Here is a 21,571-nt window from a genome sequence, read left to right as displayed (position 1 = left end):
GCGATGTCGTACCAGTCGCCGAGGTACTCGCGCGCCTCCTCGGGCAGCAGCGAGACAAGAGCCGGCTGCAGCAACTGGCGTACGACGTTGAAGGGGGACGGACGTGACGGTCTCGCCGCCGCGCGCCGACCACACCGAGCAGCCGGCGCGTTCCGCGATCCGGCGCGCCTCGGCGAGCAGGGCGGTCTTGCCGAGCCCCGCGTCGCCGCTGAGGACGAACAGGCCGCCCGCGGTCGCGGAGTCCGCGCGCAGGGCGGTGACGGCCGCTTCGAGGGTGGCGACCTGCTCGTCGCGCTCCCACAGGGAGGCCGAGGCGACCGCTCCGGGCCGTACCTCCGTCATGCCGCTACCTCCCCGGGTCGCCCAAACGACGTACAGGGAACGAGCCTAGCCCCCCGGGAGGCGCGGTGGAGGCGGGACCCGTCAGCAGTTGCCGGGACGAGTTACGGCGTTGTATGAGGGGCGACGCGGCGGGGCCCCGACAGGCCGGTTCGGCTCCGCGGCCGTCAACCCCGGGGAGTCGGCGAGGACTTCCGCTCCGCCGGCCCGCCGCGCCCGGACGGCTCCGGCCGGTGGCTTCCACCGGCCGCACGCCCCGGGAGCCTCCGGCGCGCCGGGGCGACGGCTCACCGTCCGGCCGGCCGGGTTCCGGGGGGGGCGCCGGCGTTCACCGGAACCCTCTCATCAGGCTTTCACCCGGGGCTCATACGGTGGGGCCATGACGCAGGTGACTCCCCCCGGCTGGTATCCCGACCCCGGGCAGACAAGTGACGCTCCCGCCGCCGAGCGCTGGTGGGACGGTGAGGCGTGGACGGACCAGGTGCGCCCCGCCGGGCAGGCCGGCGCGTGGGGCCCTCCGACCCATCCGCCGGGCTTCGGGCCGTACCCGCAGGCCGGGCCGGCGCCCCGGCGGCGCGGCCTGCGCACGGGCATAGCCGTCGCGGCGGCCGTCGCCGTCCTCGCAGCCATCGGCGGCGGCGTCTACGCCCTGACCGCGGACGACGGCGGGGCCGGCGGCTCGGCCTCCAGGACTCCCGGCGGCCAGGGCGGGCGGAGCGGCCCGGAGGGGCAGGGCGGTTCCGGCGGCGACGGCGGCTCCCGGGGCCGGGGCGGTTCCGGGGGCCCGGGCGAGCAGCCCCCCGCGCCCGGGGAGTCGGGCCGGCCGCGGACGGAGGCCGGCTACGCCACCGACCTGTACAACGGCATCAGCATCCCGGTGCCGGACGGCTGGACCGGCCGGGACGGCCCGGCCACGGCCGCGGTGTCCACGAAGGACACCTACGCGTGTCCCGGCGACACGGCGCAGAAGTGCCAGCGCGGGGGCGCCTATTCGGCCCCCGCCAAGCTCCAGGGGCTGACGGCGAAGACCCCGAGAGCGGCGGCCGAGCAGGACATCTCCAAGAACGCCGCGGAGTCCTACGGCAAGGGGTACGGCTCGATCACCTCGCACGAGGAGCTCGCCTCGAAGGCGGTCACGGTGGCCGGCCGGAAGGGCTACATGGTGCGCTGGAAGGTCGTGACGAGCAAGGGCGCCGACGGCTACGTGGAATCGCTGGTCTTCCCTTCCCCCGCCTCCTCCTCGCTCGTCGTGGTCCGGTTCGGTGTCGACGTCGGCGCCCGGTCCCCCGGGCTGAAGGCGATCGACACGATCACGAAGGGCATCAAGGCCGCGCCGAGGGCCGGCAGCACGACGGCCTCCACGAAGCGGGTGAGATACGCCTCGTCCGCGTACTGCCCCTCCAGCAGCGGGCGCACCCGCAGGACCCCGAGCATCTGCGCGGGCACGAAGTCCAGTGCCGGATGGTCGGCGGCGATCTCGCCGCGCTCGACGCCGCGGGCGAGCATCTGCCGCAGGCCGGCGACCTCGGGTTCGACGAGCGCGTCCCGCAGGGCCCGCTGGAGCTCCTTGTCCTGCATCACGGCGTTGCCGAGGCCCTGGAGCAGCTGGGTGCTGTCCCGGCCCGCCCATTCGCCCGCGGCGCGCGCGGCCTCGCGCAGGTCGCCGGCGAGGGTGCCGGTGTCGATGCCGGTGAACCGCGGGCAGCGGTTGTTGCGCAGCGCGGCGGCCACGAACTGGGGCTTGGTCTTCCACTGGCGGTAGAGCGTGGACTTGCTGCACCGGGTGCTGGCGGCGACGCCCTCCATGGTGAGCGCCTCATAGCCGCATTCACGGATCTGTTCGAGCACGGCGTCGTAGAACTCCTGCTCACGCTCGGGCGTGAGTTTGGAGCGGCGCGAGGCGGCGACCGTCTCCGGTCCGTCCGCGGCCTGCGACGTCATGGCGCTTCTCCTCGCTGCATCCGGCGCGTGTCGGTGGCGTGCTGCGACCACTCTAATCGATACGTCACTGTACCGGTACGAGTCCGTATCGGTACAGTGGCGTATCGGTACAGTGTCGTATCGGTACACTGTCGTATCGATGAGTCGTGGACAGGCCCCATCCCGCGCACCGCGCGCCGTATGGGGCCTGTCCCGGGCTCACCGCGCACCACCCCACGCACGATCGCCAGCAAGGGGGCCGGGGGATGGATTCCCGAACCGAGCCTGCAGATTCCGTGTCCGCCTCCGCGTCCGAGTCGGCGCCGGAGCCCGAGCCACCCGAAGCCACCGGGCCGAGGCGGTGGCGGGCGCGCCGCCCCGCGCCCCGCCGGGGCGGCAGTACGCCGGCGCGACCGCCGCTCGTCCGCGAGCTGCTGCTCGTCGCCGGTCTCTTCGCCGTCTACAAGCTCGGCCGCGGGCTCGCCACCGGCCACACCGGTGAGGCGTTCGGCAACGCGCACCGGGTGTGGGACGCGGAGCGCGCGCTGCACCTCCCGGGCGAGGGGGCCGTGCAGGACGCGCTGCTGCACGGCGGCACCCTCGTGCACCTCGCGAACACCTACTACGCGGCCGTGCACTTCCCGGCCACCGCGGCGTTCCTGGTGTGGCTCTACCTGCGCCGCCCCGCGCACTACGTGTGGGCGCGCCGGGTCCTCGCCCTGGTCACCGCCGCCGCCCTGGCCGGGCACCTCGTCTTCCCGCTCGCCCCGCCGCGACTGCTCGCGGAGTCCGGCCTGGTCGACACCGGGCGGGTGTACGGCCCCTCGGTGTACGGGGCGCACCCGGCGACGGACACGCTGGCGAACCAGTTCGCGGCCATGCCGTCGCTGCACTTCGGCTGGGCCCTGATGATCGCGATCGGGCTGATCGCCGCCACCCGGTCGCGCTGGCGCGCGCTGTGGCTGCTGCATCCGCTGGCGACCCTGGTGGTGATCGTGGGCACCGCGAACCACTACTGGCTGGACTCGGCCGTCGCGGCGGCCCTGCTCGGCATCGCGCTCGCGGTGGTCCACGCTCCGCCCCGTCCGCGGCCGGCCGCGCCGCCCGCGCCCCGGGGCGGGGGGCGAGCGCCGGTCCGCGTCCCGGCACAGGACCGGCCCGAGCTCGTCGGAGCGGGCCGATGAACCCGACCCTCGCCGCCATCGGTCTGTCCCTGGTGTCCGCCGTCGCGTACGCCGCCGCGGCCGTCGCCCAGGAGCGGCTCGCCGCCCGCTCGTCCGGAGCGGGCACCCTGCGCCTGCTGGCCGACGGCGCCTGGTGGTGGTCGGTGGTGCTGAACGCCGCGGCCGCCCTGCTGCACGTCGCCGCCCTCACCTACGGAACGCTCACGCTGGTCCAGCCGCTCGGCGCGCTCACCCTCGTCGCCGCCGTCCCGCTGGGCGCGCGGGTGGCCGGCCGCAGGGTCGGCAGGGTGGAGTGGCGCGGCACCGCGCTCACCCTGATCGGCCTCGCGGCTCTCCTGGTCACCGCCTCGGGGCCGGCGCCCGACGACGTCCTGAGCCTGCCGCAGGCGGTGGCGGTCGCCGGGACGGCGGCGGTGGTCGTCGGCGCCCTGTCCCGCGGGGCGCGCCCCGGTCTCCGGCACGCGACGGCCTCCGGCTTCGCCTCGGGTGTCGCCTCCGCCCTCACGCAGACCGTGACGGTGGCCGCGACGGACCGCTCGGACTCGCTGCTGAGCGCCCGGGTGATCGTGGCGGCGCTGCTGGTGGCCCTCTTCGCGGCGGGCGGACTGCTGCTGTCGCAGACCGCCTACCGGGGCGGCCTCGGAGCCCCGCTGGCCGTCGTGACGCTCGCCAACCCGGTGGCCGCCGCCGCGATCGGCCTGTCCCTGCTCGGCGAACGCCTCCAGGGCGGGGCGGCGGGCATCCTGCTCGCCCTCGCGGGCGCGTCGGCCGCCGGATGGGGCGTGGTGACCCTGTCCCGGGCGGCACGGGAGCCGGCCGCGCACGGCCCGAGCCCCGCGGACGGTCCGGCGGACCCGGACCGGGACCACCCGGTCGCGGCCGTGCTGGCCCTGGAGCCGGCCGCGGCCGCGTGGGAGCCCACCCCGCTGCCCCGGCAGCCGGGACACCTCACGTCCCTGTAGGGGCGGCGGTCGCCGCGGACCGCCGCCCGGCACGGCCACCAAGCCCCCCGGGCGTCCGTTCCGGGCGGCCGGGCCACCGGGTACCGGTTCCGCGGGGACGGGCCACCGGCCCGGTCCGGAACGCGCCCCGCCCCGCAGGGGTCCGGGGCCGCCGGGCGGGACGCGGCCCGGCCGCGGAACCACCCCGAGGACGCGTACGGGCGGTCGCGGAGAGTTCCGCGACCGCCCGTACGCGCGTCGGAGCCGTGAGGCCCGCCCGATCAGCCCAGCCCGCGCGCGTCCTGCTTCAGCGCCGTGTCGACGGTGAGCGCCGTCGCGACGACGAGGCTCAGCAGCGGCTCGGGGAGCTGGAAGTGGATCTGCAGGACGTAGTTGTCCGCGGTGGTGAACATCGTCTTGGCGAGCCCCTCCCAGGTCTTCGTGATCCGGGCCACCTCGTTGTCCGCGTGGTCGACGATCGCGAAGTTCCAGGCCCGCCAGTTCTCGGCCTTGATCGCGCCGATCTGCTGCCCGTTCGCGTTGATCGCGAAGTTGATCTTGCCGATCATGTTCTGCTGGACGATCTCACCCACCGGCGAGCCGTCCGGACGCGTCACGATCACCCGCGACTTGATGAACTTCGCGGGGCGGGTGAGGAGCAGCTGCGGCCGGCCGTGGGCGTCGCGGATCTCCAGCTTGTGCGTCAGGTACTGGTCGAGGCTGGAGACGAAGCGCAGGACCTTGCGGAGCGCGCTCTGACCGACCTGGACCACCGAACCGATCAGGGTGCCCTGCTGGTCCATGACCTTGTACTCGTTGGTCAGCTCGATCAGCTTGGCCTTCTGGTTCACCACCAGGACCGGCTCGGTGAACAGGGTGCCGCCGCCGGCGCCGCCCGCGGCGACACCGGCCTGCTGCTGCACCTGCCGCTGCACACGGGGGTCGGGCCCCGGTGCGGACGGGGGGACGGACGGCGCCTGGGGCTGCTGCGGAACCTGCTGTGCGGACGGGGCCTGCTGGTCCGCGTTCGTGTGGTCGGTCCACTGCGAACCGTCCCAGTAACGCGCCGTCCGGGGCGTTCCGTTCGGATCCGGGTACCAACCTGCAGGAGTGTTCGAATGCGTGGTCACCGGGGCACACTACCGTGGCGTGGCCGGATGTCGACGGGCGGCCGGACGGACGTCAGACCGTGATGAGACCCGGGTCGCTGACCCCCGGGCGGCCGTTCTCGACATGTCCGGCGAATCGCCGCAGGAAGCCGGAGTCCGGCGCACCGGCGACGCTCAGGTCGTACCAGCGCCTGCTCGCCCGCAGGTCCACCGTCCGCCGCACGGTCGCCCCGGCCTTCACCCGGACGGTGCGGTCCCGCCCGCCGTACCCGCAGGTGAGCCGCAGCTCCACGGCGGTCGCGCCCGTGTTGGTGAACGTGAGCTCCACGTCGTCGCCGACGTGCCGGGCGGTGACCTCGGGACCGGCGACGGCGTTGGCGCCCCGGAAGGTGCGCAGGAAACCGTTCGGTCCGTGCACGGTCAGGTCGTACGAGCCGCCCGAGTAGGCGGAGTTCCAGGTGTCCGCGATGGTCTTGCCCGCCTCGGTGGTGTACGTCCAGGGGCCGTCGGTGCGGTTGTGGGACGTGACGAGGAAGGCGGCGCCCGCCTTCGCCCCGGAGCCGAAGGCCAGCGTGAACCTGCCGGCGGCCGTGTCGGCCGAACCGTCCACGAAGGGGGCGTACTTGAGCGGGCGGGACGGGCGCGAGCCGCGCTCCTGGCGGGGCAGCGCCGGATGCGCCGGCGGGGTCGGCACGTAGTCGGGGTGGCGGTCGTGGTCCGGCGGCTCGTACCCCTCGGTTCCGGGCAGCGCGACCGGGGCGGTGTCCTGGTGCGCGAAGTCGAAGGCGGCCGTCAGGTCACCGGTGATCGCGCGGCGCCAGGGCGAGATGTTCGGCTCGCGGACACCGAACCGCGCCTCCATGAAGCGGATGATCGAGGTGTGGTCGAGCGTCTCGGAGCAGACGTAGCCGCCCTTGCTCCAGGGCGACACGACGAGCATCGGGACCCGCTGGCCGAGCCCGTAGGGCCCGGCGGTGTGGCTCGCGTCGCCCGGGAAGAGGTCGGGGCCGACGTCCACGGTGGACAGGCCCTGCGCGGCGGACCGCGGCGGGAAGGGCGGAACCAGGTGGTCGAAGAAGCCGTCGTTCTCGTCGTACGTGACGAACAGCGCGGTCCTGCCCCACACCCCGGGGTCGGAGGTGAGCGCGTCGAGGACCTGGGAGATGTACCAGGCGCCGTAGTTGGCGGGCCAGTTGGGGTGCTCGGTGAACGCCTCGGGGGCGACGATCCAGGAGACCTTCGGCAGGTTCCCGCCCCGGACGTCGGCCCGCAAACGGTCGAAGAGGCCCTCTCCCCTGCTCGCGTCGGTGCCCGTGCGCGCCTTGTCGTAGAGCGGGTCGCCCGGCCGGGCGTCGCGGTACTGGTCGAAGTAGAGCAGCGAGTTGTCCCCGTAGTTGCCGCGGTAGGGGTCGGAGATCCAGCCCCAGGAGCCGTCCGCGTCGAGGCCGTCGCCGATGTCCTGGTAGATCTTCCAGGAGACCCCCGCGGCCTCCAGGCGCTCGGGGTAGGTCGTCCAGCGGTAGCCGGCCTCCTCGTTGCCGAGGACCGGTCCGCCGCCCTTGCCGTCGTTGCCCGTGTACCCCGTCCACAGGTAGTAGCGGTTGGGGTCGGTCGAGCCGATGAAGGAGCAGTGGTAGGCGTCGCAGACGGTGAAGGAGTCGGCGAGCGCGTAGTGGAAGGGGATGTCCTCACGCGTCAGGTGGGCCATGGTCGTGGCCGACTTCGCCGGCACCCACCCGTCGTACCTGCCCTGGCCGAAGGCGGCGTGTCCGTCGTTCCAGCCGTGCGGGAGGTCCTGGATGAAGGCGAGGCCGAGGTCGTCGGCGTCGGGACGGAAGGGGAGCACGTCCCTGGTGCCGTCCGACTGGTACCAGACCGGCTTGGAGCCGGTCGTGGTCGCCGGCCGCGGGTCCCCGAAGCCCCGGACGCCCCGCATCGACCCGAAGTAGTGGTCGAAGGAACGGTTCTCCTGCATCAGGACGACGATGTGCTCGACGTCCTCGATGGTGCCGGAGCGCCGCCGGGCGGGCAGCGCCGCGGCGCGCTGGATGCTGTTCGACAGCGAGGTGAAGGCCGCTGTGCCGCCGGCGAGCTGGAGGAATCGGCGCCGATTCACGTGGGGCATGGCTGGGTGACCTCTTCGTCCTGACGAGTGGTGCCGGATGTGACGGAACATGCGCGAAAGGAGTGTTCCAAGAGCACCGAACGTCAGGGAAGGGCCCCGTGGCTCCTGCGTGAAACTCGGCCGTACACCAGACGAACGGCCGCCGGCGGGCGCGCGGGCTTCCGTCGCCGCGGTCCCGGCGCCCGGTGGCACCCGGCCCCGAGGCGGGCCGGACCGGCGCCCGGGGCGAGACGTACCCGGGCCCGCGGGCGGACGCCCGGGCCGGCCGCCCGCGGGACCCGCCGGGTGCCGGGTGCCGGGTGCCGGCCGCTGGAGCGGAGCGGCGCCCGTGCGCCGGCGCCGCGGTGGGGGCGGCGGGTTGCCGGCACCGCGGCGAGGGCACGCGTCGGCGCCCTCAGGGGCGCAGCCACACCGCCGTGTCCGGCGGGAGGAACCCGTCGGCGTCCAGCGGGCCGCTCTGGAGCAGGAGGTCCGCGTGCTCCGGGAGTTCCACCGGTCCGCCGGCCAGGTTGACCACGCAGATCGGGCCGCCGCCGCGCGCGAACGCGAGGACGCCGTCGGGTGCGGGCAGCCAGTCGAGCGGGCCGTCGCCGAGGCCGGGTTCGGCCCGGCGGACGGCGAGGGCCCTGCGGTACAGGCTCAGCATCGAGTCGGGGTCCCCGGCCTGCCGGTCGGCCGCGTAGGCGGGCCACCCGTCGGGCTGCGGGAGCCACGGTTCGCCGCCGAAACCGGCGTGCGGCTCCTCGGCGTTCCAGGGCAGCGGGACCCGGCAGCCGTCGCGGCCGGGGTCGGTTCCGCCGGAGCGCAGGTACATCGGGTCCTGGATGCTCTCCCGGGGCAGCTCGACCTCGGGCAGGCCGAGCTCCTCGCCCTGGTAGACGTACACGGAGCCGGGCAGGGCGAGCGAGAGCAGGGCGGCGGCGCGCGCCCTGCGGGTGCCGAGGGCGAGGTCGGTGGGCGTGCCGAACTCCTTGGCGGTGAAGTCGAAGCCGGTCTCGTCGCGGCCGTAGCGGGTGACGGTGCGCGTCACGTCGTGGTTGCACAGCACCCAGGTCGCCGGCGCGCCGACGGGTGCGTGCTCGGCGAGGGTGTCGTCGATGGAGGCGCGCAGGCGTGCCGCGTCCCAGGGGCAGGACAGGAAGGAGAAGTTGAAGGCGGTGTGCAGCTCGTCCGGGCGCAGGTAGCGGGCGAAGCGCTCGGCGTCGGGGAGCCAGACCTCGCCGACGAAGACCCCGTCGTAGGCGTCCGCCACGGAGCGCCACGACCGGTAGATGTCGTGGAGTTCGTCCCGGTCGACGTACGGGGTGGGATCGACGCCCTCGACGTAGTCCGGCAGGGCGGGGTCCTTGGCCAGCAGGGCGGCGGAGTCGATGCGCACACCGGCCACCCCCCGCTCGAACCAGAAGCGCAGGATCTCCTCGTGCTCCCGGCGCACGGCCGGATGGTCCCAGTTGAGATCGGGCTGCTCGGGCGTGAAGAGGTGGAGGTACCAGTCGCCGTCGGGCAGCCGGGTCCACACCGGTTCGGTGGAGCCGGCGAACTGCGAGGGCCAGTCGTTGGGCGGGAGTTCACCGTGCTCGCCCCGCCCGGGGCGGAAGTGGAACAGCTCGCGCTCCGGGCCGCCGGCCAGGGCGGCCCGGAACCAGGGGTGCTGGTCGGACACGTGGTTGGGCACGATGTCGACCAGGGTGCGGATGCCCAGTTCACGGGCCTCGGCGATGAGCTTCTCCGCCTCGGCGAGGGTCCCGAAGGCCGGGTCGATGGAGCGGTAGTCGGCCACGTCGTAGCCGCCGTCCGCCATGGGCGAGCGGTACCAGGGGTTGAACCACAGTGCGTCGACGCCGAGTTCGGCGAGATAGGGCAGTCGGGCACGGACGCCCGCGAGGTCGCCGGTGCCGTCGCCGTCGCCGTCGGCGAAACTGCGGACGTACACCTGGTAGATGACGGCGGATCGCCACCACGCGGACTGGTTTCGGGCAGGGCGGGGCTGTCCCACGGTGCGATGCCTTTCGTTCGGTGAGGAGGCGTGCAGGCGTCAGCCCTTGGTGCTGCCCGCGCTGATCCCGGCGATGATGTGCCGCTGGAAGACCAGGAACATCACGACCATGGGGATGCTCGCGATGACCATCGCGGCGATCAGCACGGTCAGTTGGATGTTCTGCGAGAGCTGGACGAGTGCCACGCTGATCGGCTGCTTGTCGGTGTCGGAGAAGACCATCAGCGGCCAGAGGAAGTCCTGCCAGACGGCCACCAGGGCGAAGATGGACACGACGCCGAGGACGGGCCGGGACATCGGCAGCACGATCGACCGCAGGGTGCGCAGCTTTCCGGCGCCGTCGATCTCGGCGGCCTCCAGCACGTCGCGCGGGATCTGGTCGAAGAATCGTTTGAGGAGATAGAGGTTGAACGCGTTGGCGACGGCCGGCAGCCAGATGCCGAGCGGGTCGTTCAGCAGGCTGGTGTGGATGAGCGGCAGGTCGGCCACCGTCAGGTACTTGGGGACGACCAGGGCCTGCGCCGGGACCATCAGCGTCGCCAGGATGCCGCCGAGGATCACCTTGCCGAAGGCCGGGCGCAGTTTGGACAGGGCGTACGCCGCCGCGGTGCAGAAGACCAGTTGCAGGAACCAGGCTCCGGCCGCCTGGACGACCGTGTTCCACAGGTGCGTGGGCAGGTCCATCAGGTCCCAGGCGTCGGTGTAGCCGGACAGGTGCCAGGAGTCGGGCACGAGGGTCGGCGGGGTGCGCGTGACCTCGTCCGGCGACTTCATGGCGCCGGTCACCATCCAGTAGACCGGGAACAGGAACGCCAGGGCGAACAGCAGGACGACACCGCAGAAGACGGTCCAGTAGAGGGCCCTGCCGCGGGGCCGGGCGAGGGTGAGCGGGGAGACCAGGGTGCGCGTGCTCATGCGTCGTCCCCTTCCGAGCGGGTCAGCCTCAGGTACACCGCGGAGAAGGCGCTCAGCAGGACGAGCAGCATGACGCTCAGTGCGCAGGCCCCTCCGAAGTCGTTGTAGAGGAAGGCGTACTTGTAGATCAGGTAGAGCACCGTGACGGTCCGGTTCTCGGGCCCGCCGCCGGTGATGACGAAGGGCTCCGTGAACACCTGCATGGTGGCGATGATCTGGAGCAGCATCAGCATGAGGATGATGAAGCGGGTCTGCGGGATCGTCACGTGCCGGATGCGCTGGAGCAGGCTCGCGCCGTCGAGTTCGGCCGCCTCGTACAGTTCGCCGGGGATGCTCTGCAGGGCGGCGAGGTAGATCAGGACGGTGCCGCCGAGGTTGGCCCAGGTGGCCACGATGACCAGGGACACCAGGGCGGTGTCGGCGCCGTTGGACCAGTTCGAGGTCGGCAGGTGCAGCAGGCGCAGGGTCTCGTTGGCGAGGCCGGCTCCGGGGTCGTAGAACCACTTCCACAGCAGTGCGCTGACCACCGGCGGGATCATCACCGGCAGGTAGACCACCACGCGGAAGAACGCCTTGGCGTGCCGCAGTTCGTTGAGCACCAGCGCCAGCACGAAGGGGACGGCGAACCCGATGAGCAGGGCGATGAGGGTGAAGGTGAGCGTGTTGCGCCAGGCCGCGGTGAACTCCGGGTCGTGGAAGACCCGGGTGAAGTTGGCCGTGCCGACCCATGCGCCGCCGCTGCCGGGCGTGTACTTCTGGAACGCGATGACGACCGCGCGGATCGCCGGGTACCAGGAGAACAGGGCGAAGCAGAGCACGCCGCCGATCAGGAAGGCGTAGGCACGGGACTGGTCGGCCAGGCGCCGGCGCCAGGGGGTCCCGGGCCGGCCGCCGGGCGACCGCGGCGCCTCCGGCGCGCCGACGGCGGCCGGAGGAAACGCTGCGGGGGGCTTCGATGCGGTCTTCATGAAGGGTGTCAGCCCCGGGTCAGGATGGAGTCGATCTTGCCGGAGGCGTCCTTGAGGAGCTGGTCGATGTCGGCGTCCTTCTTGGTGAGGACCGCGGACACGGCACCGTCGAGGACGGAGTAGATCTGCTGCGCCTGCGGCGGCTCGATCTTCATCTCCAGGCTCTGGTTGCCGTCCAGGAACGCCTGGTAGTTCTCCACCGGCACGTTCGCGTTGGCCTTCTTGACCTCCTGGTCCTTGGCGTCGGCGGCACCGGTGAACAGCCGCGGCTCGGGCAGGCCGACGGGGGCGTCGTTCTTCTTGGCGCGGGCGTAGTCGCCGAGGAAGCCGTCGCCGGGCGTCAGGAACATCGCGTCGAGCCACTTCAGGCCCGCCCTGATCTGGGCCGGCGAGTCCTTCTTGTTGAACATGTAGCCGTCGCCGCCGATGAGGGTTCCCTTGCCGCCGGGCATCGGGGCGAGGCCGAGGTCCTTGTAGTTGCCGCCCTTCTCCTTCACGAGGATCGGGATGTTGTCGGGCGCGGAGAGGTACATGCCGAGCTTGCCCGAGCCCATCATCTGCTGGACGTCGTTGATGACCAGCAGCTGCTTGCTGCCCATCGACTCGTCCTTCCAGCGCATGTCCTTGAGGTTCTGCAGGACGGCCCTGCCCTCGGGGGTGTCGACGGATGCCTTCTTGCCGTCGTCGCCGACGACGGCACCGCCCTGCGAGTACAGCTCGGCGGTGAAGTGCCAGCCGCCCTGGTTCTGCGCGCTGTAGTCGGCGTAGCCGACGGTGCCCTTGCCGAGCGCGGCGATCTTCTTGGCGTCGGCGCGCAGCTCCTCCCAGGTGGCCGGCGGCTTGTCGGGGTCGAGACCGGCCTTGGCGAACAGCGCCTTGTTGTAGATGAGGCCCATCGAGTAGCCGGTGCGCGGGACGCCGTAGATCTTGCCGTCGACGGTGTAGATGTCCCGCAGCTGCTGCTGGATGGTGCTGTAGCTCTTCAGTTCCTTGACGTACGGGGTGATGTCCGCGGCCTGGCCGACGTCGACGACGTGCTTGGCGTCGGTGAAGTACGTGTAGAACACGTCCTCCATCTGGCCGCCGGCGAGCTTGGCGTCGAACGTCTTCGGGTCCTGGCAGGGGAACGCGTCGTGGGTGACGACGTCGATGTTCGGGTTGGCCTTCTCGAAGGCCGCGGTGTCGGCCTCGAAGAACGAGCGGTCGACCTTGGCGCTCTTGGGCGGCTCGCAGTTGACGGTGATGCGGGTCTTTCCGTCGGCCGCCTTGCCGTCGTCGTCGCCCGCACCGCACGCGGCGGCGGTGAGCACGACGGACGACGCCATGAGCGTGACGAAGGTACGGCGGAACCCGGTACTTCTCATGTGGTGGACCCCTTCGGGCTGGAGCGAGGAAGGCCCACGGCGGGCGTGCCGCCGTGTTCTGGCGCCGCACACTCAAGCACTGCCGACATCTGTCCGCAAGATGTCGCGCAGAATCTGTAATTATTTGACAGAGAGAGGGGTCCGTGTGGCGTATGGTTGCGGGAACCGTCAGCCGCGGGGTGCCTGCGCCGTCGATCCGCGCACCACCAACTCGGGCTCGAACAGGAGCTCCTCGGCGGTCACGCTGCCACCGCCGATCTGCGCGTTGAGCAGTTCCACCGCGGCGCGCCCCATGGCCTCGATCGGCTGGCGGACGGTGGTCAGCGGGGGTTCGGTGCAGTTCATGAAGGCCGAGTCGTCGTAGCCCACGACGGAGATCTCGCCCGGCACGGACAGCCCCTTGCGGCGGGCGGCGCGCACGGCGCCGAGCGCCAGGGGGTCGCTCGCGCAGATGATGCCCGTGACGCCCCTCTCCAGCAGCCGGGTGGCCGCGGCCTGGCCGCCCTCCAGCGAGAACATGGCGCGGGCGACGTGCTCGTCGGGCAGGTGCGGCGCGAGGGCGCGCGCGGCGGCCAGCTTGCGGCCGGAGGGCATGTGGTCGCCGGGGCCGAGGACGAGCCCGATGCGCTCGTGGCCGAGCGAGTCCAGGTGACGCCACGCCTGCTCGACGGCGACCGCGTCGTCGCAGGAGACGCAGGGGAAGCCGAGGTGCTCGATGGCCGCGTTGACCAGCACCACCGGAATGTTGCGGTCGGCGAGCTGCCGGTAGTGGTCGTGCGGGGCGTCCGCCTGCGCGTAGAGGCCGCCGGCGAAGACCACGCCGGAGACCTGCTGCTGGAGCAGCAGGTCCACGTAGTCGGCCTCGGAGACGCCGCCCTTGGTCTGGGTGCACAGCACCGGCGTGAGACCGAGCTGCGCGAGCGCGCCGCCGATCACCTCGGCGAAGGCGGGGAAGATCGGGTTCTGCAGCTCGGGCAGGACCAGCCCGACGAGGCGCGCGCGCTCGCCGCGCAGCTGCGTCGGACGCTCGTAGCCGAGGACGTCCAGGGCGGAGAGCACCGCCTGCCGGGTGGAATCGGAGACTCCGGGCTTGCCGTTGAGCACTCGGCTGACCGTGGCCTCGCTGACCCCGACCTTCTTCGCCACCTGAGCAAGTCGTCGCGTCATGCCCGCAAGAATAGCGCAAGAATTGCAAGCTGCTTGCATGGAAGTCCGGCCACCTTGCGGACGCCCCGGCGAGGATCGGCGCCGCGCTTGCGGCGGCCGGAGGCGGTCGGTCGGGGGCGGTCGGCCAAGAGCGGTCACCCCTGCGCGGTCCGCGGAGCGCGGCGGCGGCCGGGGGCGGGACCGGGTGACGAGCGGGCGGCGGGCTCGGCGGCGGGTGGCCGGCGCGGTCAGACCGCGCGCAGTTTCGCCGCGCCGTTGCGGGTGGTGCGCGCCGTGCCGGGGCCGCCGAGCGCCGGCCGGGCGGCCTCCCGCAGGACCAGCGTCATCCGCGTGTAGCCCATGTCCCGCAGGGTCTTGGGGGTGTCGTCGACGATGCGGCAGTCGGTGCTGCCCCAGCGCGGATCGGGGTGCACCAGCGGCCGCACCGCCCCGTCGTGCTGCACGGCGCCCGGACCGACCGCCCGGATCCAGTGCGGCAGCCCCTGCCGGTAGGCGGCGTCCATGATCGGATCCTGGGCGATGTCCCGGCGGATCGACTGCAGTCCGCGGTCCTGGCCGTGCCGCTCGACGGCCGCCGCGAAGTGCGCGAGCATGGGCAGGCACCAGCTGGACTCGTGCTCGCCGAGGACCGTGGCCGCGTCGGGGTGGAACAGCACGAACCGCAGGAAGTTGTCCTCCGGCATGGCGGTCGGATGGGGGCTCACGCCGCCGAAAAGTGTCTCGAACCCGGCGTTGCGGAGCACCACGTCCCAGCGGTGGTCGAACACGACGGAGGGGAACGGGACGGCCTCGAGGAGAGTCGCGTAGTCCTGGAGATACGCCTGAGCTTCGAGACTCTCGGGGACAGGGCGCGGCTGGGACCGCTGCCTTCCTGCCTGGTACGCCATCGGGAGGTCACCCCTCTTGCCTCTGCGGCCTTCACGCGGCGCCCTGATCCTGCTGCCCACGGCACAGGCATGTCAACTATCGTGGCATTTGGCTCCCGTTGACGGCTGATTCTCGCCACAGTTGTGGCGAGACCTGGATGTGAGTTCGAGCGAGGGGCTACGCTCCGGGAGGTCCCCGGTCCTGGTACCGGGACGCGTCCCGGCCCTCGCGTCCGGATGGTTCCCGACCTTCGTGAGAGCGACCTGAGAGAGACGTAGGAGATCTGTCGGTGACGGATGGCTTCGAGGTTCCGGGCGCCACGGCGACGGTTCTGCTGCAGGCCGTCGTGGCCCGGGTCACCCCGCTCGCGGACCGGCTCGGCGTGCGGCACGCCGAGGTGTTCGACGTGCGGCGGCTCTCGGCCGCCTCCGGCGTCCCCGAGCCCGTGGTGAAGGCGCTGCTCGCCGGACGCCCCGCGGGGGAACCCGACCTCCAGGCGCGCTTCCTGCAACGCCTCGACCTGCTGCGGCGGACCCGGCTCAAGCCCAACGGGCGCCGCTACACCCAGCAGGAGATCGCGGACGGCGCCGGCATGTCGCGCCAGCAGGCGGGCGCCCTCATCAACGGGGACCGGCGTCCCACGATGGAGCACTGCGACGCCATCCAGCGCTTCTTCCGCGTACACGCGGGCTTCCTCACCGCCGAGGACTCCGAGGCGCTCGTCGGCGCCCTCCAGCGCTGCGAACAGGAACTGCTGCAACGCCTCGCCGACCGCGAGCGCGCCGCGGCCCCGCCCGCCGACGACGACCCGCTGGAGCGGCTGCTCCTGGACCACGGGGTCCGCGGGATCGCCTGGCGGGCCGCCCAGCTGCCCACCGACCAGCACCGGGACAAGGTCGCCGAATGGCTGGACATGCTCCTGGAGAGCGTCAAGCGGCCAGAGTCGTGAGCCGGGGGAGATCCGTGGGCATCGGCAGGGACATGCGCCGCCTGTGCGGCGAGCTGGTGGCGGAGCTGTCGCTCCCGGCGCCGGCGGAACCCGCCGAGCTGTACGCGGCCCTGTGCGGGGCGATGAGCCGGCGGCGCGGCCGGCCCGTCCGGTTCCGCACCGCGCCCTTCCCGCCGGGCACGGCGAGCGGACTCTGGCTGGACATGGCCGAACAGGACCTCGTCGTCATCGAGGAACGCACCGCGCCCGACCACCAGTTGGTCATCCTCGGCCACGAACTGTGGCATATGAAGGCCGGGCACTGCGGCCGGCACGTCGAGGGGGCCGCCGTCGCGGCACGCCTCCTGGCCGACGGCGCCGACCTCCGGGAGACCGTCCTGAGCGTGACCGCCCGCACCCGCTTCCACCTCGCCGACGAGAAGGAGGCCGAGAGCTTCGGCCTCCTTCTCGCCAGCAAGTGCCGTACCTGGCTGGCCGGTTCCTCGCTGCGCGGCCCGGTCCAGCGCGACGGCCTGGCCGGCCGCATCGAGGCGTCCCTGGGATACCGGAGACCACGGGGCTGACGCCCCGTCACCATGGACGGATCCAGCTACTACTTCCCCGCCGTCGCCATGGGCGCCGCCATGGCCTTCAAGGGACCCGCGCTGCTGCGCGGCTGGCGCGACCCCCTGCTGCGCTCCGTGGGCGTCCTGCTGGCGCTGGCGGGCCTGGTCTTCCTGTTCGCGGCTCCGCCGACCATCGCCGCCGTGAACTCCGCCACCGGGATACCGAACGTCTCCGCGCCACTCGTCTACTGCCTGCTGAGCGCCTTCAGCGCCTCCTGCCTGGTGCTGATCATCAACTGGCGCGGCGGGCCGCCCGAGGCGACCCGGCGCCTGACCCGCCGGTGGATCCTCGGGTACACGGCCGTCGGCGCGGCCCTGATCGTGCTCTTCGCCCTGGGGCGGACGCCCGTCGAACGACTGCGGGACCTGGACACGTACTACGCCAACACGCCGTTCGTCCGCGAGATGATCGTGCTCTATCTCGTGTCGCTGTCCGTCTCCGGCGTCGCCATGAACGTCATGTGCTGGCGCTGGGCGGCGCAGGTGCGCGGGCGGCTGCGCGCCGGGCTGGTCATCATCGCGTTCGGCTCCCTGTTCAACCTGCCCTACTCGGCGGCCAAGCTGACGGCCGTGGTGGCCCGCTGGAACGGCGCCGACCTGGACGGCCTGAGCACCAACGTGGCGCCCGTACTGGCCTCCGTCGGAGCCCAGTTCACCGCGGTCGGCTTCTGCCTGCCGATGGCCTGCCAGCGCATCGGGGACAGCTGGAACACCTGGTCGACCTACCGCAGACTCGGGCCGCTGTGGCGCGAACTGCGGCCGGTCGCGGCGCCGGGCGACCGCGCGGTACGCGTCTCGTGGTGGTCGCCGGCGGAACTCCGGGTCACCCAGCGCGAGTCCGACATCCACGACGGCATGCTCAGCCTCTACCCCTACTTCGACGCGGCGCTGCGGTCCCGGGCGCTCGACACGGCGCTCGCCTCGGGCTCCTCCCCCGGCACCGCCCGGGCCGAGGCGGACGCCGCCATGGTGACGGCGGCCGTGCGCGCGCGGGCGGCCGACCCCGAGGGCCGTGTCATCAGTGCGGCGGGCGCGCCGGCCGGTCCGGGCGGCGCGGGCGACGCACCGGTGCACGGCGACGGACCGCGCGACCTGGTGCGCATGTCGATGGCGCTGCGCGCGTCGCCCGTCGTGGCTGCGGCCCGCGGACGGACCGGGCCGGCCGGCCCCGGCGAGCGACCCGGCGGGTGACGGCTGCCGCCGGCTCAGGTGGCGCTGCGCTCGCCGGCCGCGCGCAGGTCCCGTGCCCGGCCGCCCTCGGTGTCCGCGGCCGGCGTGCCCGGCCGTCCCGAGCGCAGGAGCTCGCGCCAGTGCTCGCGGCTCCAGTCGGCGGACCGGGTCGTGGTGGTGAACTCCTCCACCAGGGCGAGGAAGCGGGCCGGGTCGCTGTGGAACGGGAAGTGTCCGGCCCCCTCGAAGATCTCCAGCCGGCTGCCCGGCATCGCCGCGTGGGCGCCGTGGGCGTGCCGTACGGGCACCACGCTGTCCCGGTCGCCCCAGAGCAGCATGGTCGGCATGCCCTCGGTGAGATAGCAGCGGTCGAGCATGGTGACCGCCTGTCCGCGCCAGTCGACGACGGCCCGCAGGGTGCGGACGAACGCGCTGCGGGACGTGGTGTCCGGCAGCGCGTCCACCAGGTTCAGCAACTCGGGGGCGTCCAGCCCCAGATCGGTGTCCAGCAGGCGCATCAGCCGCAGGAAGAGCCGTACCTGAAGGCGCATGCCGGGCAGCCGCAGCGAGGAGAGCGCCAGGTGGGCGCCGGGCAGGGAGACCGCCCGCAGCACCGGATTGACCTCGCCGCCGACACCTCCCGCGCTCACCAGGATCAGTCGTTCGGTGCGCTCGGGGAACTGGTAGGCGAACTGCATCGCCACGCCCCCGCCCAGCGAGTGGCCGAGGAGGGTCGCCGACTCGACCCCGAGGGTGGTGAGCAGGTCGCGGACTCCGTTGGCGTAGGCGGCGACCGAGTAGTCGGCGCGCGGTTTGTCGGACGCGCCGTGGCCGAGCAGGTCGGGCGCGATCACCGTGTGGCGGCGGGCGAGTTCGGGGATGAGGCCGGCCCACGTCGCCGAGGAGTCGCCGATGCCGTGGATCAGCACGAGCGCGGGTCCCGAGCCCGCCGTCCGGTAGGCGCGCCGGTAGCCGTGCACCACGCGGTGGCGCACGCGCGGTGCGCCGTCGTCCACCGGGCGCAGCCGGGCGGTGCGGTGGACGGGCCGGGACGGTGTCTCGTCCACCGGTGGACCTCCCGTTCGGGGCCACCGCACGCGACGGCCGACGTGGCGCGGGGCCGCCGCCCCGGGGCGGCGGCCCCGCCCTCTCGCCTCCAGCGTAGGACCCCCGTCGTACAGGGGATTTCCGGCAGGTTTCGCCTCGGCTAAGCGGGCGAACCCGCGCGGAGGCCGGCCGGATTGTCAGTGCCGGGCGGCAAGCTGGGGTCAGGACCAGTGTCACGAGAAGCCGACCGGGGAGAGCCGTCCGATGCCGACCGCCGTACTGACCGACCACGAACGCGCCGCCGTGCGGGCCTACCTCCGCCTGCTCCAGACCGTCCGGGCCTCGTTCGACGGTCCGCCGGACGGCGGCCGGCCGGCCCTGGTGCCGCCGTCCGTCCTGTGCGAGGCGGAGCGCGCCCTGACGGCGGCCGGACTCGCGGGCAACGAGGAGGAGTTCTTCCGCCTGCTCCACTCCTGGTGCCCCGAGCCGGGCCGGCCGTGAGCGGCGGGACCGGCACTGCGTAAGTCGTCCCCAGCCGGGCACGGCGACCGGCGCGACGCGGTCAGGCCCCCGCGTCCGACGCGGGCTCCGCGTCCCGGCGCGGCGGACGCGTTCCCGGGTCCGCCGGGGGACGCGGCACCGGGTCCGGTACGGGGTGCGGGCCCGGTGGTGAGGTCGGGGCCGGTACGGGGCTCGGGGCCGGGGCCGCTCCGACGTGCGGGACCGGTACGGTCGACGGCCCCGGCCCTCCGTCGGCCGGACGGTGGATCTCCGCGCCGTGCCGCGCTCGCAGCGACGCGCCCCCGGCCAGGCTCGCGTCGAGGAACGCGGACAGCTCGGCCAGGGCGTCCATGACCCGGCGGAGCCCGGCGCGCCGCTCGCCGTGGGCGACGGCGATGAGGAACCAGATGACGGGATCGGCCCACACCCTCCGGTCCGGTTCGGCCAGCAGCTCGCAGAACTCGCGGTAGCTGCGCAGCCGTTCCTCGGATTCGAGCAGGGCGTCCGTGCCGATGCTGGACTGCGTGGCGTAGTAGACGCCGCAGGCGGCGAAGGCGGCGTGCACCTGTTGCAGGAGGGCCGTCAGCCGCGTGTCGTCGTGCCCCGACAGCCTCAGGAAGGGCAGGTCGTGCCGGGTGCGCGTCATCTGCGCGAAGAGGCAGGCGGCCATCCAGACACTCGACGCGAGGACCACGCCCTCTCCGGCGAACCAGGCCGTGCCCTTGCCCTCGATCTCCCGCGGGTCGGTGAGCACCCGGGCCGGTGGGTAGCAGCCGTGCCGCTCCACGGACGCGGCGTGCAGCGAGAGCCGGTGGTGGACCTCCGCGGTGTGCCACCGGAGCGGATTGAGGTAGGTCATCGCGCGCGCCTCGCGCCGGGCGCGCTCACTCTCCCGCCGCTGCTGGCGGCCCGACAGCCAGGTGAGCGCCAGCGAGATGGCACCCGAGGTCACCGCCGAGACCAGGGTCACGGAGAGAGCGTCCACGCGGCTGTCCCTTTCGCGCGCGATCGGACCGGCGGGCCGGCGCCCGTCGGACGGCCGTGCCCCACATCCCGGGGCGGGGCGACCGCTTGCCCGGCGGTGGCTCGGCGTGCCGGCGGCTGCGGGCGTCGGCCGGGCCCACGTCCGCAGCCGGCCGCGCACGCAAGCCCTGGCGGCCGGGCGGCCGGGGCGTCCGGCGGGCGGACGCGCGGGGGCCGGCGCACGAGGGCGGGCGAGGTGTGCCCCTCGGTCGCGGCGGCCCCGGCGACCGCCGTCGCGACGAGGCCACGGTCCGGCGCGCGGCCGGGCCGGACGGTCCGGGGCTCTGCGGCAACTCCCGCCACGGGGCGGGGAGTCCGGCCGTCGCGCGGCGGCGGGGGAACACCATGCACCCACTGTGCACCACGGCGCGCCCGGCCGTGCGGGACCGCCGAAGAAACCGGTGGTGGCCGACGGCGGCGCCCGGCGGCGGGGGCCGTCGCGCCGGGGACGCCGGACGACGCACCGGTGCGACGGCCGGGAGGTGTCACCGCGGTCCGGCGGCGGTGTGCGGGACCGTCACCGCGGTGGCCAGCAGGTCGCCCACGACCGCCCAGCGACCGTCGAAGGCCGCGACCGGGCGGCCGTCCACCACCGGGCCGGGGACGAGCAGCCGGGCCCGGAAGACGCCGCGGCGGGCGGTGGCGGGCGCGCCGCCGGACGCGTCCGTTCCGGCGCCGAGTTCGATGTCCGCCTCGGCGAAGTCCAGCCACCTCCCGGTGAGGGGGAACCACGCCTTGTACACCGACTCCTTGGCGCTGAACAGAAGGCGGTCCCAGTGCACCCCGGGCATCCGGGTCCCGAGCTCGGCCAGACGCGCCGACTCAGCGGGCAGCGCGACCGTGTCGAGGACACCGTCCGGCAGGCCGTGATGGGGCTCGGCGTCGATCCCGAGGGACGCGAGGTCGGCGGCCCGGGCGAGGGCGGCGGCCCGGTAGCCGTCGCAGTGGGTCATGCTGCCCACCACGCCGGCCGGCCAGCGCGGGGCACCGCGCTCACCGGGCAGCACGGGAGCCGGCGGCACACCCAGCTTCGCCATGGCGCGCCGGGCGCAGTGCCGCACGGCGGTGAACTCACGCCGCCGGCCGGCGACGGCACGCGTCAGCAGTGCCTGCTCCTCGGGGTAGAGCGGTGCGCGGTCCGCCGCGTCGTCAGCGTGGCTCTCCACGACGACCGCGGACTGCGGGAGCAGTTCCTCCATCACCGGCTTCGACCTCCGTGGGGCGCGATGCGGCGCGGTGTGCCGGGGGTCCCCGGGCGCCGGGCGCCATTCTCGCGGACGGCCCGCCCGGTCGACGGGCAGGTCGCCGGGGTGTCCGGAGCCCGGTGGCGCGGACCGTTCGGGCGATCGGTGAATCCGTAACATCCCCGTAGCGGCGCAGG

At 73.5% G+C, this 21,571-nt stretch carries 17 protein-coding genes and 3 pseudogenes; 7 read left to right on the top strand and 13 right to left on the bottom strand.

The genetic code is table 11. From position 1 onward, the window contains the following. Positions 1–101: 101 nt before the first annotated feature. Positions 102–342: pseudogene (locus ACGFS9_RS28830) on the bottom strand (AAA family ATPase); the annotation flags it as partial. Between the two features lie 376 nt (positions 343–718). Between ACGFS9_RS28830 and ACGFS9_RS28825 the strand changes: the two are divergent. Further along, a pseudogene (locus tag ACGFS9_RS28825) lies at positions 719–838 on the top strand (DUF2510 domain-containing protein); the annotation flags it as partial. A gap of 833 nt (positions 839–1,671) precedes the next feature. On the opposite strand, the pseudogene ACGFS9_RS28820 reads toward ACGFS9_RS28825, so the two are convergent. Further along, positions 1,672–2,280, bottom strand: a pseudogene (locus ACGFS9_RS28820) (TetR/AcrR family transcriptional regulator); the annotation flags it as partial. A gap of 245 nt (positions 2,281–2,525) precedes the next feature. Here ACGFS9_RS28820 and ACGFS9_RS28815 point away from each other — a divergent pair. Beyond that, positions 2,526–3,443: a phosphatase PAP2 family protein gene (locus tag ACGFS9_RS28815; RefSeq protein WP_393257153.1), complete on the top strand. Its 918-nt coding sequence runs from the start codon at positions 2,526–2,528 to the stop codon at positions 3,441–3,443. After that, positions 3,440–4,405: a DMT family transporter gene (locus ACGFS9_RS28810; protein ID WP_393257152.1), complete on the top strand. Its 966-nt coding sequence runs from the start codon at positions 3,440–3,442 to the stop codon at positions 4,403–4,405. The genes ACGFS9_RS28815 and ACGFS9_RS28810 overlap by 4 nt, the downstream gene beginning before the upstream one ends. Before the next feature lie 260 nt (positions 4,406–4,665). On the opposite strand, the gene ACGFS9_RS28805 is transcribed toward ACGFS9_RS28810, so the two are convergent. The 8 genes from ACGFS9_RS28805 to ACGFS9_RS28770 all read right to left on the bottom strand — a co-directional run bounded on the left by ACGFS9_RS28805 (position 4,666) and on the right by ACGFS9_RS28770 (position 14,915). Continuing rightward, positions 4,666–5,514: a phospholipid scramblase-related protein gene (locus ACGFS9_RS28805; protein ID WP_393257151.1), complete on the bottom strand. Its 849-nt coding sequence runs from the start codon at positions 5,512–5,514 to the stop codon at positions 4,666–4,668. A 52-nt stretch (positions 5,515–5,566) separates the two neighbouring features. After that, positions 5,567–7,618 (bottom strand): phosphocholine-specific phospholipase C, encoded by a 2,052-nt coding sequence (locus tag ACGFS9_RS28800; protein ID WP_393257150.1) that lies wholly within the window; start codon positions 7,616–7,618, stop codon positions 5,567–5,569. A 394-nt stretch (positions 7,619–8,012) separates the two neighbouring features. After that, complete coding sequence (locus ACGFS9_RS28795; protein ID WP_393257149.1) at positions 8,013–9,614, bottom strand: glycoside hydrolase family 13 protein; 1,602 nt, start codon at positions 9,612–9,614, stop codon at positions 8,013–8,015. Between the two features lie 39 nt (positions 9,615–9,653). Continuing rightward, positions 9,654–10,529 (bottom strand): carbohydrate ABC transporter permease, encoded by an 876-nt coding sequence (locus ACGFS9_RS28790; protein WP_393257148.1) that lies wholly within the window; start codon positions 10,527–10,529, stop codon positions 9,654–9,656. Continuing rightward, the gene (locus ACGFS9_RS28785; protein ID WP_393257147.1) at positions 10,526–11,497 is read right to left on the bottom strand and encodes a carbohydrate ABC transporter permease; all 972 of its coding nucleotides are present in this window, start codon (positions 11,495–11,497) and stop codon (positions 10,526–10,528) included. Before ACGFS9_RS28785 ends, ACGFS9_RS28790 begins: the two co-directional genes overlap by 4 nt. A gap of 8 nt (positions 11,498–11,505) precedes the next feature. Further along, the gene (locus ACGFS9_RS28780; protein WP_393257146.1) at positions 11,506–12,861 is read right to left on the bottom strand and encodes an ABC transporter substrate-binding protein; all 1,356 of its coding nucleotides are present in this window, start codon (positions 12,859–12,861) and stop codon (positions 11,506–11,508) included. A gap of 168 nt (positions 12,862–13,029) precedes the next feature. Beyond that, on the bottom strand, positions 13,030–14,028 hold the full coding sequence (locus ACGFS9_RS28775) for a LacI family DNA-binding transcriptional regulator (protein ID WP_393257145.1): 999 nt from the start codon (positions 14,026–14,028) through the stop codon (positions 13,030–13,032). Positions 14,029–14,255: 227 nt separating this feature from the next. After that, positions 14,256–14,915 (bottom strand): hypothetical protein, encoded by a 660-nt coding sequence (locus ACGFS9_RS28770; protein WP_393257144.1) that lies wholly within the window; start codon positions 14,913–14,915, stop codon positions 14,256–14,258. 269 nt (positions 14,916–15,184) lie between these two features. Between ACGFS9_RS28770 and ACGFS9_RS28765 the strand changes: the two genes are divergently transcribed. From ACGFS9_RS28765 to ACGFS9_RS28755, 3 genes are read left to right on the top strand one after another with little or no spacing between them, the layout of a single operon-like run. After that, positions 15,185–15,844 carry a helix-turn-helix domain-containing protein gene (locus ACGFS9_RS28765; protein ID WP_393257143.1) on the top strand — a complete coding sequence of 220 codons (660 nt, stop codon included), beginning with the start codon at positions 15,185–15,187 and terminating at the stop codon, positions 15,842–15,844. 32 nt (positions 15,845–15,876) lie between these two features. Next, positions 15,877–16,407: a toxin-antitoxin system, toxin component gene (locus ACGFS9_RS28760; protein WP_393257186.1), complete on the top strand. Its 531-nt coding sequence runs from the start codon at positions 15,877–15,879 to the stop codon at positions 16,405–16,407. Positions 16,408–16,419: 12 nt separating this feature from the next. Next, entirely contained in the window at positions 16,420–17,640 is a 1,221-nt protein-coding gene (locus tag ACGFS9_RS28755) for an MAB_1171c family putative transporter (RefSeq protein WP_393257142.1), read from the top strand. Positions 17,641–17,654: 14 nt separating this feature from the next. On the opposite strand, the gene ACGFS9_RS28750 is transcribed toward ACGFS9_RS28755, so the two are convergent. After that, positions 17,655–18,686: an alpha/beta fold hydrolase gene (locus tag ACGFS9_RS28750; protein ID WP_393257141.1), complete on the bottom strand. Its 1,032-nt coding sequence runs from the start codon at positions 18,684–18,686 to the stop codon at positions 17,655–17,657. A gap of 244 nt (positions 18,687–18,930) precedes the next feature. Between ACGFS9_RS28750 and ACGFS9_RS28745 the strand changes: the two genes are divergently transcribed. Continuing rightward, positions 18,931–19,167 (top strand): hypothetical protein, encoded by a 237-nt coding sequence (locus ACGFS9_RS28745; RefSeq protein ID WP_393257140.1) that lies wholly within the window; start codon positions 18,931–18,933, stop codon positions 19,165–19,167. Between the two features lie 61 nt (positions 19,168–19,228). On the opposite strand, the gene ACGFS9_RS28740 is transcribed toward ACGFS9_RS28745, so the two are convergent. Together ACGFS9_RS28740 and ACGFS9_RS28735 are read right to left on the bottom strand one after the other, a co-directional pair. Beyond that, the gene (locus ACGFS9_RS28740) at positions 19,229–20,152 is read right to left on the bottom strand and encodes a hypothetical protein (protein ID WP_393257139.1); all 924 of its coding nucleotides are present in this window, start codon (positions 20,150–20,152) and stop codon (positions 19,229–19,231) included. Between the two features lie 523 nt (positions 20,153–20,675). Beyond that, a complete protein-coding gene (locus ACGFS9_RS28735; RefSeq protein WP_393257138.1) occupies positions 20,676–21,392 on the bottom strand; it encodes a 4'-phosphopantetheinyl transferase in 717 nt (238 codons plus the stop codon). Between the last annotated feature and the right edge of the window lie 179 nt (positions 21,393–21,571).

Origin of the sequence: Streptomyces sp. NPDC048566 (assembly GCF_043199735.1) — a bacterium.
GTDB lineage: Bacteria > Actinomycetota > Actinomycetes > Streptomycetales > Streptomycetaceae > Streptomyces.
This window is presented reverse-complemented; position numbering and strand designations above follow the sequence as displayed.